Source organism: Streptococcus parasanguinis, from assembly GCF_000963275.1.
Taxonomy (GTDB): domain Bacteria; phylum Bacillota; class Bacilli; order Lactobacillales; family Streptococcaceae; genus Streptococcus; species Streptococcus parasanguinis_B.
Window position 1 is genome coordinate 1075790 of the sequence record NZ_JYOW01000001.1, and the last position, 13719, is coordinate 1089508.

The window sequence follows — 13719 nt, forward strand, 5'->3', positions numbered from 1 at the left end:
AGTCTGGTCTACTAACAAGATTCTAAGGCAAATCATTTCCCGCCGCCAAGTAGATTTGGTACCATTCCTTGCGCGTTAGGGTCACTGCTGCTGCTTTCCCTGCTTCAAGGACATGTTGGGGTTTGGTCGTTCCGATGACAGCCTGCATCTTACCTGGATAGCGGAGGACCCAAGCAAGGGCGATAGCTGTCGGAGTGACCTGGTATTTCTTCGCCAAGTCATTGAGGACGTGATTGAGAGCCGCAAACTCTTCTTTGCCCACAAAATTCCCCTTGAAATAGCCATGCTGGAGGACAGACCAAGCTTGAATCACCGTATCGGTTAAGCGACAATACTCAAAGATACTGCCATCTCGCACAGCTGCTTTTGGCCCTTCCATGTTGACATGAAAACCGGCTTCAAAGCTAGGCGTAAAGGCGGCACTCAACTGCAACTGGTTGACCTTGAGTGGTTGTTTGACAGCCGTTTTTAGCAATTCTATCATCATGGGATTTTGATTGGACACCCCAAAATGATGGACCTTGCCAGCTTGCTCCAAGTGATCAAAAGCTGCCGCCACTTCTTCCGGCTCCATGAGGGCATCCGGTCGGTGAAGGAGGAGACTATCTAAGCACTCGATCTGCAGACGCTCGAGGATGCCATCGACGGAATCCAAAATATAGTCCTTCGAAAAATCAAAATAGGTAAAGCCATCTTTGCGAATCCCACACTTGGACTGGATCCACATCTGGTCCCGAAGATCCGGACGGCGCTTGAGAACCTTCCCCAGCAGGACCTCACACTGGCCATCGCCATAGATATCCGCCAGGTCAAAGGTGTTGATCCCAATCGACAAGGCCGCCTCCACCAAGGCCTCCACCTCATCTTCACTCATCTCACTAATCCGCATCATCCCAAGGACAATCGTGGACAGACGCTCATTTTCAGCAAACTCAATATAGTTCATGTCCGCCTCCTTTTCATTCTTCCTTCATTATAAAGGAAAGAAGACCAAACAGCAATGATTTCACAAAGCAAAACACCTCCAGCATTCACTGAAGGTGTCTCTTTTAACGATAGCTAAGAGCTTTTTTAACAGTCTTGACTAAACCTAGGTCATCTGTTTGTAAGATAAGGCTTGAATAGATTTTTCCAATGATCATGGTGCCGAGGAGCGTGAAGGCCAAGGCAATTCCGAATGATCCCCATGATTCAAGTCCACTTGCATAGCCATTGATGGTACGGAATGGCATGAAGAAGGTTGAAATGAATGGAATGTATGATCCAATCTTCAACAGAAGGACATCTCCTGCACTACCCAAGGTGGTTACTCCAAAGAAGCTAAAGAACACTAACATCATCAGTGGCGAAATCGCTTTTCCTGTATCTTCTGGACGAGCAACTGTTGAACCTAGGAAAGCTGAAAGAACCACGTACATGAAGATTCCAAGAATGATCAAGAATAAGGTATTCAAGGAAATGGATTGTCCAATATGTTGGGTGATAGGAGAGTCTGGAGATAAGATATCTTTCACAAGAGGAATGGAGTCTCTAAAAATCCAAACGCCTCCCAATCCGACTGCATAGATACCAATATGAGTACAAATGACTCCGAAAAGACCAATCATGCGAGCATAGAAATAGTGAGTTGCGCGAATGCTTGAGAAGACCACTTCCATAATCTTGGTCCCTTTTTCACTGGCTACCTCTTGAGCAGTGATACCTGAATAAAACATCAGAATCATGTAGATAAGAAAACCGATTCCTCCAGCTACCACGGTCTGCACCATTTTCAGCCCTTCTTTCTTCTCATCAATTTTTTCAATCAATGAGACCTGTTGCGAAAGGGCTGCTAACTGCTCTTGGCTTAAATCCGCTTTAGAAACATTGAGCATTTGTTGGACCTGACTCAATTTAGCCATAAGGATTGCTTTGAAACCTGGCTTCATGGCATCCTCACTCTGGTAGCGAGCCTCTAGCTGGCCATCCTTTTCTTCAACTGTGAGGATTCCCTTGATTTCTTCCTCTTTCATGGCCTTCTTAGCTACTGCTTCATCCTTATAGTCAAAGGACAAGCCATCGGTCCCTTTCAAGACTTCCTTGACAGGAGCTTGATCTGTAATCAAGGCGATGTTGCTTTTCGCAGATGTAGAAGATCCGACGAAATAGTTCACTCCAATCGTCAATCCGAAGAAGAGAAAGGGAGTAAGCACCATCAGTAAAAAGCTCCATGATTTCACTTGGCGTAAATAAGTTTCTTTGATAACAATCAGCATCTGTTTCATACTTCTACTCCTGATTCTAGTTTAAAGATTTCATCAATGGTTGGGGCTTGTTGGTCAAAGGTTGCTAGATAGCGACCCTTGGTCAACTGATCAAAGAGGTCCGGACCTGCTGTTTCATCATCCAATACCAACTTCCACAGGCCTTGCTTGGTCATGGTCACCTTGGTCACGTGAGGCAGCACTTCCAACTCCTCTTTACTGAAGTCATTGGATACGAAGAGACGAGTCTTCCCGAAGCTATTGCGAACTTCTTGTACGGGACCTGAAAGAATCACAGATCCATCACGAATCATAACCAACTCATCACAGAGTTCTTCCACATTGGTCATGACGTGGTCAGAGAAGATAATGGTGGCACCGCGTTCTTTTTCTTCAAAAATGACCTGCTTAAGCACTTCTGTATTGACAGGATCCAGTCCGCTAAAAGGCTCATCCAGGATGATCAATTTTGGCTCATGGATCATGGTAATGATCAATTGAACCTTTTGCTGATTCCCTTTTGAGAGGCTCTTGATCTTATCGGTTAATTTTCCTTTTACTTGGAGCTTTTCCATCCAGATTGGAAGTTTCTCCTTGACCTCAGCAGTTGACATTCCTTTGAGATTAGCAAGGTAACGGACTTGCTCATAGATGGTTAACTTAGGCATAAGGCTTCGCTCTTCTGGCAAATAACCAATTTCTTTGTAAGTTTCTTGCGTAATCGCTTTGCCATCTAGGCGGATCTCACCGCTGTAGTCCAAAAAGCGCAGGATGCTGTGGAAAATGGTGGTTTTCCCAGCCCCATTTTTCCCAACCAAACCAAGGATATGCCCTTGTTGAGCTGTCAGATCTACTCCGAAGAGAACCTGCTTATTCCCAAAGCTTTTTTCTAAATTTCTAATTTCTAACATGGATGACTCCTCTACTCTTTATAATAACGTTTGGTAATCTTGTACTGAGAGACCAAGATATAGACATAAATCAGTGATACCACTACTAATGCTAACAAGATATCTGTATGGAAAGCAATGCCAACTAAGAATATCGCAATTAAGGAAATCGGCAAGATATAATTGCTTAACTTAATGATAATTTCATAGTTTTCCTCGTAGCTAATCTGCTTTTCTGCTTCATCCATCATACTCATCATAAATTCACGCACTTCCTTGGCATTGGCATTGCGGGGAATCGGTTTTCCATAAATCAGATGGAAGGTCTTGCGAAAGAAGATATCCGATAGGAAAAATAGGGCAATCAAGACAAGAAAGAGATAGAGCATGGTAAAGTCTCCAAAGATAAAAGCCAAGTGCCCTGTGGAAGGTCTATCCATATACACCCATTGACTATAAAAGATGATGACTAAAAAGTATGGCAAGATCATGACTCCTTTAAAAATGGTCGCTAACCCAAACAGTTTTTCCTTCTGGATGTCATAGTGATAGGCTTCCTCTTCGTCTTCTATCTGGAGCATTTTTTGATGGACTTTTCTCGCGCTTATTAGTAAGGCTATCGTGACCATAAACACGATAAGAAACAAAAGTATTGAACCCCAAAGGAGTCCTTCTTTACTAAAGAAGGATTGGATTTCAAGGGGTTTTTCGGATCCGAACATGCCTGTCAAAAAACCAATGACTCCTCCAATCAAGCCGGAAACTGTAATGATTCCGACATTTCTCCAAAACCGGTAACGAGCGGATCGTTCTTGTTGTTGCTTTTTCATATTATTCTTCTCCCTCTACTAGACTAAAGACATTCTCCACTGGTTCATTGAAGATCTGGGCAATGGTCATGGCGATAATGACAGAAGGTGTATACTCACCACGTTCCAAGAGACTGATGGACTGGCGCGAGACCCCTGCTAGCTTGGCTAGCTCGGATTGGTTGAGTCCATCACGCGCCCTCAGCTCTTTCAATCGATTTTTTAAAATCATGGCATCAGCCCCCTTATAGTTGAATACCTTGAATATCTTCGATACGGACTAACTTGGTTTCCCTCTGTTGTTTATGAATCACACGGGTCAGTTTGACCCAATCTTCATCGATATCTATAATTTCATACTCAAATCCAACACCATCTACTGTAACAGTGGCCGTTTGGCCTTTCAATTCTTCTAAAAGTCTAGACATGTCTTGATTTCCTTTCACTTGTTTTTCTAATCGTCTGATGCGTCTGTTCAATCCTTTTATCTTCTTTTCTGAGCTTGCATAAACGATAACCAGAAAAGGGATAAATAGAATCCATATGGCTCCCATAAGAAACCTCCCCTTCTTTCAACTAAAAACATTGTAACACTTCTTTTTCTTTTTGACAAGCATATTTGTCAAAAAAATAAAAATATTTGTCAATAATAGCAGGATGGTTGACATGGATATTTTGAGTACTTAAAGGAATTTCTTTATTTTTATAGGGTTTTAAGGCCTATAACTTGCAAATCCTGGAAGAAAAAAACAGTTGAGAAATTCTCAACTGTTTCATCTTTTTACATCTTAACGCACTTCTGCATTGACTTTTTCTTCAAGTGAAGCTTGGATTTTTTCCATGTAGCGTGCGACTTCTTCATCTGTCAAGCTATCTTCTGGATTTTGGAAGGTCAAGCTGTAGGCCATAGACTTCATGCCAAGTCCTAGTTTTTCACCTGAGAAAACGTCAAAGAGTTTGATATCTGTTAAGCGTTTCACGCCAGCAGCTTGAATCGCATCAACCACTTCTTGGTGGGTCACTTCTGCTTTGAGGAGAAGGGCGATATCACGGCTCACAGCTGGGAATTTGGTGATTTCCACAAAGGCTGCGGCTGGTTGAAGAGCTGCTTCAATAGCAGATAAGTTCAATTCTGCCACATAGGTTTCTGGAATGTCATAAGCCTTAGCTGTTACAGGGTGGACTTGTCCCAAGACCCCAATCACCTGGTCACCAAGTGAGAGCAAGGCTGTACGTCCTGGGTGGAGACTCTTGATTTCCTGTGTTGCTGTATAAGTCACTTCAAGACCCAAGCGAGTAAAGAGGACTTCCAAGATTCCCTTGGCATAGAAGAAGTCAACTGGAACAGCTGGAGTTTGGAAGTCTTTTTCAGCAACTAAGCCAGTCAAAGCAAAGGCAAAGCTATTGATTTCGTTTGGCAAGTCTTCTTTTGGATTACCTGTCTGTTCAAAGACTTTTCCGATCTCATAGAGGGCCAAATCTTTGTTCTTACGAGCGACATTATAAGCTACAGTATCCAAGATTCCTGAGATCATATTTTGACGGAGGACCGAACGATCCACAGTCATTGGCCACATGAGCTCCGTTAAGTTGCTTGGTGCAGTCGTGAACTCCACTGCTTTTTCAGGAGTTGTCAGTGCATAAGTAATGATTTCAGTCAATCCAGCCCCTTCAGCGATAGTCCGAACTTGGCGACGCAATTTTTGAGTCGCTGTCAATTCACCTGCTGTCCCGTCATCTTTTGGAAGGGTTGCTGGTAATTTGTCATAACCATAAATTCGAGCAATTTCTTCAAAGAGGTCCGCTTCGATAGTGATGTCCCAACGGCGACGAGGAACGCTGACTGTGAAGCTTTCTGCATTTCCAGAAAGGCCAAAACCAAGACGACGGAAGACATCTTCGACATCCGCGTAGGAAAGTTCTGTTCCAAGGACACGGTTAACGTCTGCAAGAGTAGAAGAAACTTCTACATCAGAAGTGTCTAACTGGCCTGCTGAAACGATGCCCTTACGTACGGTTGCACCAGCCAATTCAGCAATCATACTTGCTGCGGCATCAAGGGCTTCATTAACAGTTGCCACATTGATGCCTTTTTCAAAGCGAGAAGATGATTCAGAGCGTAGGTTGAGGCGACCACTAGTCTTACGGATCGATTTGCCATTGAAAACAGCCGCTTCAAGAACTACACGAGTAGACTTTTCAGAGATTTCTGTAGCCTCTCCCCCCATGACACCTGCAAGGGCAACAGGTTTGTCAGCAACCGTAATCACGAGGTCACTTGTTTCCAACTCACGCTCTTCCCCATCCAAGGTCACTAATTTCTCACCTGCACGCGCTTCACGTACACGGATGTCATTTCCTTCAAAGGTATCCAAGTCAAAGGCATGCATGGGCTGACCAAAGTAAAGCAAGATATAGTTGGTCACGTCAACCACATTATTTATGGGACGGATGCCTTCATTCATGAGGAGGTTTTGCAACCATTGTGGACTTGGTGCGATGGTTACATTGTCCAAGATACGAGCTGCATAATAAGGAGCCTTATCTGTGTCGATGCTGACAGAAAGAGCATCCGCTGCAACTTGGTCTGTTTCTGTTAAAGTAAATTCTTTGAAGTTGACTGCCTTGTCATAGATGGCTGCTACTTCATGTGCTACCCCACGCATCGAAAGAGCATCTGCACGGTTTGGAGTGATAGAAAGCTCGATGATTTCATCATCCAAGTCTAGGTAAGAGAAGACTTCTTCTCCTGGAACAGCATCCTCTGGCAAGATTTGGATGCCATCCGCAAATTCTTTCGGTACAACTGAGTCAGAAATGCCTAACTCACCAAGTGAACAGATCATCCCAAGGGATTCCAAACCACGGATTTTCCCTTTTTTAATCTTGTAGTTATCTGCGATGCGAGCACCTGGAAGAGCCACCATCACCTTGATGCCTGCTCGCACATTTGGTGCTCCACAGACGATTTGACGCGCTTCTTCTTCCCCCACATTAACTTGGCAGACATGAAGGTGTGTCTCTGGCACATCTTCACAAGACAAGACTTCTCCGACGACAATTTTTGAGAGACCAGTAGCAGGCGATTCCACACCTTCTACTTCGATCCCTGTAGTTGACATTTTTTCAGCCAACTCTTCTGATGGCACATCCACGTCCACCAATTGTTTTAACCATTTATATGATACTAACATTATTCTGATCGTAAGATCCCACTTGGTGAGATCTTCTCAATTCCTTTCTCTCAATTTGGACCCACAATTAAGCTTGCGGATTCTCCTTCAAATGCTTGCGCAGCAACCAGTCGATATCCACAGCTTCCCCTGTGATAAAGTGGTGCTCGCTAAATCGTTCAAATCCGAATTGTTTGTAAAAGTTTTGGGCCTTAAAATTCCGTTCCCAGACACCCAGCCAGACCCAGTCAAATCCACGTTTTTGAGCCTCTTTTAAGGCAAAGGTAAACATTTCCTTGCCATAGCCCTTGCCATGATGTTCTTTTTTGACATAGATGCGCTGAATTTCAAAAGCATTGTCCATCTCTACTGGCTCCGTTTGTGCCTTGCCCCAGTTAAACTTGAGGAAACCACAAATTTCCTGATGGTGATCAAGGACAAAATAGGTCTCTGATTCCGGGTCTGCTAGGTCCTTTTGGATTTGCTCTAGCGATAAAACCATCTGGTAGTAATCTTCCATATCGGCATCAGAGTTGTAGGGACCAAAGGTATCCCCATAGGTTTCCACCTCTAATTCCCTTAAAATATGAAAATCTTTCGCCTTAACTTTAACTAACATGATTATTTAAATTGTTCTGAAAAACGGATATCCCCTTGATAGAAGCCACGGATATCATTGATTCCGTAACGAAGCATAGCCACACGCTCTTGACCAAGTCCAAAGGCAAATCCTGAATAAACTGTTGGGTCAATACCGCTCATCTCAAGGACGCGTGGGTGAACCATACCAGCTCCCATGATTTCAATCCAACCAGTTTTCTTACATACGTTACATCCAGCTCCACCACATTTGAAGCAAGAAACGTCCACCTCAACCGATGGCTCGGTAAATGGGAAGTAAGAAGGACGCAGACGGATTTGACGTTCTGCCCCAAACATCTTTTGCACGATCAATTGAAGCGTTCCTTGAAGGTCTGCCATTGAGATGTTCTTCCCAACGACCAAGCCTTCGATCTGATGGAATTGGTGGCTGTGGGTCGCATCATCTGTATCCCGACGGAAAACACGCCCTGGAGAGATCATCTTCAATGGTCCCTTGCTAAAGTCATGCGCATCCATCGCCCGTGCCTGTACTGGTGAGGTATGGGTCCGAAGCAAGATTTCTTCTGTGATATAGAAGGTATCCTGCATATCCCGCGCTGGGTGATCTTTAGGCAGATTCATCCGTTCAAAGTTATAATAGTCTTGCTCCACTTCAAAGCCGTCTACGACTTGATAGCCCATCCCGATAAAGATATCTTCGATTTCTTCACTGGTTTGGGTCAAAATATGACGGTAACCACTAGCAACTGGACGACCTGGTAGGGTCACGTCGATACTTTCACTAGCCAATTTGGCTTGGACTTTCTTTTCTTCCAAAAGTTTGGCCGTTTCTTCAAAGGCAGCCGTCAAGACATCACGCGCTTCATTGACGTGTTTCCCGATAACCGGACGCATCTCAGCAGAGACATCCTTCATCCCTTTAAGAATTTCCGTCAGAGATCCTTTTTTTCCAAGAACAGAGACCCGTAGTTCTTGCATCTCTTTTTCATTTTCAGCAGAAATCTGCTTCAAAGCTGCCAGCGTTTCTTCACGAAGCGCTTTTAATTGTTCTTCAATCGTTGACATATTTCCTCCATCATGGTCCCTCTACAGACATAGAAAAAACCACGCGCCAACACCCTCATTCGGAGCGTTGACACGCGGTACCATCCGTTTTTTATCCGTAAACCAGACCTTAATTTCTAAATCCTTTACGCAAGTGAATTCACTCAGCTTTCATGCAAAGAGCTTTCAGTCACGGCTCTTCTCCCTGTCGCACTTCCCTTGAGATACTAGTCTTGCAGATTTCTATTCGATTACTATCTAGTTTAGCAGATTTTTTGTTAAAAAACAAGTTAGATGAGACTAATTTCAATAGAAGAAGGAACTGGACGTAATGCATTATCTATTTGCCTGGTCGGTTTCATCTGCATTCCTTTTCAATAGAAGAGTTGCTGCTTGGTTAAAACCATCACACCAGTTATACCATTTTGCTTCATACTCATCTTGAGGTAAGATACGATTTTTTAAATCCAAGACAGAGTCTATCTTTCTTTCCTCGCAAGCTTGCGCATAGAGAGCATACAAGTCATCGCCACCATCTCTATCAAACTCAGCAGAAATCGTATCTTGACCCGCCAACAAAGCCTGATAAGCCCTGTGATGCCCGTCTGTAATCAAGAAGCGATTTCCAAATGTAAGAATACTAATTGGATCCATATTGATGATTTCTGCCGACTGATCAAGCATCTGGATATCATGTAACTTCTTTTCTGATAAGTATAGTTGGGTCGGATGAAGGTCCGTTAGCTTGACTTTCATTTCTTTCTCCTCAAAGGTCCCGATTAAAAGACCTATCAAAGCCAAATTCTCCTGCTACTCTTGTGATTCGTTTCGTTTTTATTTAATGACTTGTCCAGCATCTTTCAAGACAGATTCTGGAATAGTAATGCCCAATTCATCTGCGACTTTTTTATTGATGACAGATTTTCCTTGGCTAAAGATTTCAACAGGTGTGTCTGCAGGTTTTTGACCTTTCAAGATCTTCGCAGCCATTTTACCAGTTGCTACCCCAAGATCATGTTGGTCGACAACGACTGAACCAAGGCCACCAGCTTCTACCATGGCTGTCGCACTTGGGAAGATTGGTTTTTTAGCATCTTTATTGGCTTCAACAACAGTTGAGAATGCTGATGCGATGGTATTGTCGATTGGAACCCAGATAGCATCCACTTTACCTGACATAACCGATACTGTTGAAGCAATTTCGTTTGTAGAAGGAACTGAATACGGAACCACCTTGTAGCCTGCTTTTTCAGCCAATTTTGTAAATTCTTCTACTTGAGATTTAGAATTGTCTTCACTGGTTGAGTAAAGAACCCCGATTGTTTTTACGTTTGGAGTCAACTCTTTGATCAATTTCAACTGTTGCTCAGTAGGATTGTGGTCAGATACCCCAGTGATATTGCCACCTGGTTTTTTCAAATCTTTGACCAAGTTTGCACCGACTGGATCGGTTACAGCACCCATGACAATTGGTTTGTCTTTGGTTGCACTAGCCAAACCTTGAGCAGATGGGGTTGCAATCCCAATCAAGACTTGATTATCTTTTTCTGCCAATTGCTTACTCATAGTTGCAACCTTGTTTTGGTCCCCTTCTGCATTGAGGAAATCAATGTCCACTTTGTCCTTGTCATAGCCTTCTTCAGCTAGACCATCTTGAATCCCCTTGTAGATCAAATCAAGCGAAGGGTGGCTGACCAACTGCAAGACCCCAACTTTTGCCTTTTCATTGCTAGTTGCTGCCTTGTTGTCCTTACCAGCTGTAGCTGAATAGATCGCTGTCCCAATGACTGCTGCTGCAATCAAACCAATAATTCCCATTAACCGTTTATTTTTCATTTTACTACCTCTTCTATTTTTTCATTTTCTTCTATTTTTCATCCTCTAAAGAATGCGACGCCATCGTTTCTTCATATCTTTTCTCCCTTCTCATCTAAAACAAAAAACACGCCCACACATAGCAAAAGCTATGTGAGGACGTGTCATCGCGGTGCCACCTCACTTATGGGAAAAGGATAGTCTCCCCCCCATATCTCTGTCTTGTCTAGCAACAAGTTGCACGATAAGGTGTGCCAACCGAATTTTTATTGTTTCAAATTCATCTCATCATTAGTCCAATTTCATAAACTGCCGCTACCCACTCTCAGCAACCGTGGGCTCTCTTGAAACTTTCATTTACTACTTTTCTAATTTCTTACATTTTAAAGTTTTCTTTCAAAAAAGTCAATACTTTTTCAGTATTTTTTTGGAAACGTTCGCATTTTCTATATTACATCCCCTTGCTTCTTTCTGGGATTTCCGCTCTATTTTTGATATAATTTACTAGAATAACAGCTAGAATGATGAGGAATCCCATGTCTTTTGATGGATTTTTTTTACACCATATGGTGCAAGAATTGAAGGCCGAACTCTTAAGTGGTCGCATTCAAAAAATTAATCAACCTTTCGAGCAAGAATTGGTACTCCAAATCCGAGGCAATCGGAAAAACCAAAAACTCTTACTCTCTGCCCATTCTGTTTTCGGACGGATCCAACGGACCCAAACCAACTTTGAAAATCCTGCCTTTCCTAATACCTTTATTATGGTCATGCGTAAATATCTTCAAGGCGCTGTCATCGAAGGGATTGAGCAATTGGAGAACGACCGGATTCTCGAAATCCGTGTCTCCAATAAAAACGAAATTGGAGATGCCATTTCTGTCAGCTTAATGATCGAAATCATGGGCAAGCACAGTAATATTATTCTCCTAGACCGGACCAGCAATAAAATCATCGAGGCCATCAAACATGTCGGCTTCTCACAAAATAGCTACCGGACCATTCTTCCTGGATCAATCTATGTAGCCCCTCCGAAAACAGACGCGGTTAATCCTTTTACAATTGGAGATGAAGCCCTTTTTGCCCTTCTTCACAAAGAAGAGTTAAGCCCAAAGAACCTTCAAAAATGTTTCCAAGGTTTGGGGCGAGATACGTCTCAAGAATTGGCCAAGCGACTTGAGACGGATGAAAAATTAAAAACCTTCCGTGCCTTTTTCCAAGCTCCAACTGAGCCACGCCTAACGACCAAATCCTTCTCGGCTATTCCCTTTGAAGATGCCACTAGTCAAACCTTTGAGACACTTTCCGATCTGCTAGATGACTATTACCGAGACAAGGCTGAGCGCGATCGGGTGCAACAACAGGCTAGTGAATTGATCCGCAAGGTCGAAAACGATCTTGAAAAGAACCGAAAAAAATTAGCCAAACAAGAAGCGGAGTTAGCGGCGACCGACAATGCGGAAGAATTCCGCCAAAAAGGAGAATTACTGACCACCTTCCTCCATCAGGTACCAAACGACCAAGACCAGGTTGTCCTGGACAATTACTATACCAACGAACCCATCACCATCCAACTCAATAAGGCTCTGACCCCCAACCAAAATGCGCAACGCTACTTCAAACGCTACCAGAAGTTAAAAGAAGCCGTTAAACATTTGACCATCCTCATTCAAGAAACCAAGGAAACCATTTCTTATCTTGAAACGGTTGAAACGGCCCTTTCTCAAGCGAGCCTGGCTGAGGTGGCAGAGATTCGTGAAGAGTTAATCCAGACCGGCTTTATCAAACGGCGCAACCGAGAAAAAATCCATAAACGGAAAAAACCAGAAAAATACCTGGCTAGTGATGGCAAAACCATCATTTTAGTGGGTCGCAATAATCTGCAAAACGATGAACTGACCTTTAAGATCGCTAAAAAAGACGAACTCTGGTTCCATGCCAAAGATATCCCAGGCAGCCATGTCGTCATTACCGGAAATCTAAATCCATCGGATGAAGTGAAGACCGATGCCGCAGAGTTGGCCGCCTACTATTCCAAGGCCCGTCTCTCAAATCTGGTCCAAGTCGATATGATCGAAGCCAAGAAACTCAATAAACCAACCGGCGGAAAACCAGGCTTTGTGACCTATACTGGTCAAAAGACCCTGCGGGTTACCCCAGAAGAAGAAAAAATCAAGGCCATGAAACTAACAGACTGATTTCAAAAATAAAAGAGAGTGGGACAGAAATCGGTAATTCGTTAGAATTCGATTTCGTCGTCCCACCTCCGCACAGTTGAGTAGGGCTGTAAAAGCTGATGAAATCAGCGTAGTAGAGCCCACTCAACCACTGCGTCTTGCTCGACAATCCAAAAATAATTGAGAGGCTAGGACTTTTGTCCCAGCCTCTTTTTATTCTGCTTTATTAATGTCTTCTTTGACCTCATCAACATTGAATTTGGCAAAGAGGTACTGACGGTCTTGAACTGGGAAACGTTGATCCAGCTGATCGATGGCCCCCACCTCTACAATCCCTTCTGTGATGACAAAATCCATGACATGGCCACCAAAGGTGTGGTCATCTGAAATAAAGTGCAAATGATAACCAGCCACGCTCACGCCATGGAAAATTTCTGGTGTCCAAAAACCGACGATGGTTCCAGTAACATTTTCTCGTGTATACTCTGGCTGATGGGTGGCAACCTCTGCAAACTTCATCTCAGGTGTTGATTTTGGAATCATACGGACATGCATCTTGGCAAAGTCACCATGAATCTTAATGGAGCGGAAAAGATTTTCCCCATCATAATAAGACTCAATACGGGCTTCCAATTCCTCGTCTGTCATTTCAAAACGTTGGCGGAAAATCACTTCTGCTTGGTGAGGGACGACTGCTGCATAAGGAACCTTTGCATCCGGAGAAACTTCGACTATTTCAGGATGGTCCCCTGATCCCTTGGCCTGATATGCCTTACCATCTAAAACGATCAACTCTCCATCAATAGAATCAAGCGTCCCAACTCCGAGATCTCCGTGTTCCAAGAGTTCTCCAATCGTAAATGAACCCCCGTACAGACCCGCCATTAGGGCACCTAAGGTATTGTATTGAAAAAGTTTCACTGGTTCCATGTTTTTCTCTCCTCATTCTATCTTCTACCAGTATA

13 protein-coding genes and 1 other annotated feature are annotated in these 13719 nt (G+C 43.4%); of the genes, 1 reads left to right on the plus strand and 12 read right to left on the minus strand.

Annotated elements, in window-relative coordinates; genetic code table 11:
- Nucleotides 1-22 precede the first annotated feature (22 nt).
- The 11 genes from TZ97_RS05320 to trpX all read right to left on the minus strand — a co-directional run bounded on the left by TZ97_RS05320 (nucleotide 23) and on the right by trpX (nucleotide 10598).
- A complete protein-coding gene (locus TZ97_RS05320; RefSeq protein WP_045759647.1) occupies nucleotides 23-946 on the minus strand; it encodes an aldo/keto reductase in 924 nt (307 codons plus the stop codon).
- A 103-nt stretch (nucleotides 947-1049) separates the two neighbouring features.
- Entirely contained in the window at nucleotides 1050-2264 is a 1215-nt protein-coding gene (locus TZ97_RS05325; protein ID WP_045759648.1) for an ABC transporter permease, read from the minus strand.
- Nucleotides 2261-3154, minus strand: a complete 894-nt coding sequence (locus TZ97_RS05330; protein ID WP_045759649.1) for an ABC transporter ATP-binding protein — start codon at nucleotides 3152-3154, stop codon at nucleotides 2261-2263. The genes TZ97_RS05325 and TZ97_RS05330 overlap by 4 nt, the downstream gene beginning before the upstream one ends.
- 11 nt (nucleotides 3155-3165) lie before the next feature.
- Entirely contained in the window at nucleotides 3166-3963 is a 798-nt protein-coding gene (locus TZ97_RS05335) for a DUF3169 family protein (protein ID WP_045759650.1), read from the minus strand.
- A gap of 1 nt (nucleotide 3964) precedes the next feature.
- Nucleotides 3965-4174, minus strand: a complete 210-nt coding sequence (locus TZ97_RS05340; protein WP_024056334.1) for a helix-turn-helix transcriptional regulator — start codon at nucleotides 4172-4174, stop codon at nucleotides 3965-3967.
- Nucleotides 4175-4187: 13 nt separating this feature from the next.
- Nucleotides 4188-4496, minus strand: coding sequence for a PH domain-containing protein (locus TZ97_RS05345; RefSeq protein WP_024056335.1), 309 nt, complete (start codon nucleotides 4494-4496; stop codon nucleotides 4188-4190).
- Nucleotides 4497-4730: 234 nt separating this feature from the next.
- Nucleotides 4731-7136 (minus strand): phenylalanine--tRNA ligase subunit beta, encoded by a 2406-nt coding sequence (gene pheT / locus TZ97_RS05350; protein WP_045759651.1) that lies wholly within the window; start codon nucleotides 7134-7136, stop codon nucleotides 4731-4733.
- A 67-nt stretch (nucleotides 7137-7203) separates the two neighbouring features.
- The gene (locus TZ97_RS05355) at nucleotides 7204-7734 is read right to left on the minus strand and encodes a GNAT family N-acetyltransferase (RefSeq protein ID WP_024055668.1); all 531 of its coding nucleotides are present in this window, start codon (nucleotides 7732-7734) and stop codon (nucleotides 7204-7206) included.
- Nucleotides 7735-7736: 2 nt separating this feature from the next.
- Nucleotides 7737-8783: a phenylalanine--tRNA ligase subunit alpha gene (pheS, locus tag TZ97_RS05360; RefSeq protein WP_045759652.1), complete on the minus strand. Its 1047-nt coding sequence runs from the start codon at nucleotides 8781-8783 to the stop codon at nucleotides 7737-7739.
- 315 nt (nucleotides 8784-9098) lie between these two features.
- Nucleotides 9099-9518 carry a ParB N-terminal domain-containing protein gene (locus TZ97_RS05365; RefSeq protein ID WP_045759653.1) on the minus strand — a complete coding sequence of 140 codons (420 nt, stop codon included), beginning with the start codon at nucleotides 9516-9518 and terminating at the stop codon, nucleotides 9099-9101.
- Between the two features lie 78 nt (nucleotides 9519-9596).
- Nucleotides 9597-10598, minus strand: a complete 1002-nt coding sequence (trpX, locus tag TZ97_RS05370; RefSeq protein WP_031574527.1) for a tryptophan ABC transporter substrate-binding protein — start codon at nucleotides 10596-10598, stop codon at nucleotides 9597-9599.
- Nucleotides 10599-10729: 131 nt separating this feature from the next.
- Nucleotides 10730-10963 (minus strand) — a binding site (T-box leader).
- Nucleotides 10964-11113: 150 nt separating this feature from the next.
- On the opposite strand from trpX, the gene TZ97_RS05375 reads away from it, so the two are divergent.
- Nucleotides 11114-12775 carry an Rqc2 family fibronectin-binding protein gene (locus tag TZ97_RS05375; RefSeq protein WP_045759654.1) on the plus strand — a complete coding sequence of 554 codons (1662 nt, stop codon included), beginning with the start codon at nucleotides 11114-11116 and terminating at the stop codon, nucleotides 12773-12775.
- 192 nt (nucleotides 12776-12967) lie between these two features.
- On the opposite strand, the gene budA is transcribed toward TZ97_RS05375, so the two are convergent.
- Nucleotides 12968-13684 (minus strand): acetolactate decarboxylase, encoded by a 717-nt coding sequence (budA, locus tag TZ97_RS05380; protein ID WP_003007973.1) that lies wholly within the window; start codon nucleotides 13682-13684, stop codon nucleotides 12968-12970.
- Nucleotides 13685-13719: the final 35 nt, after the last annotated feature.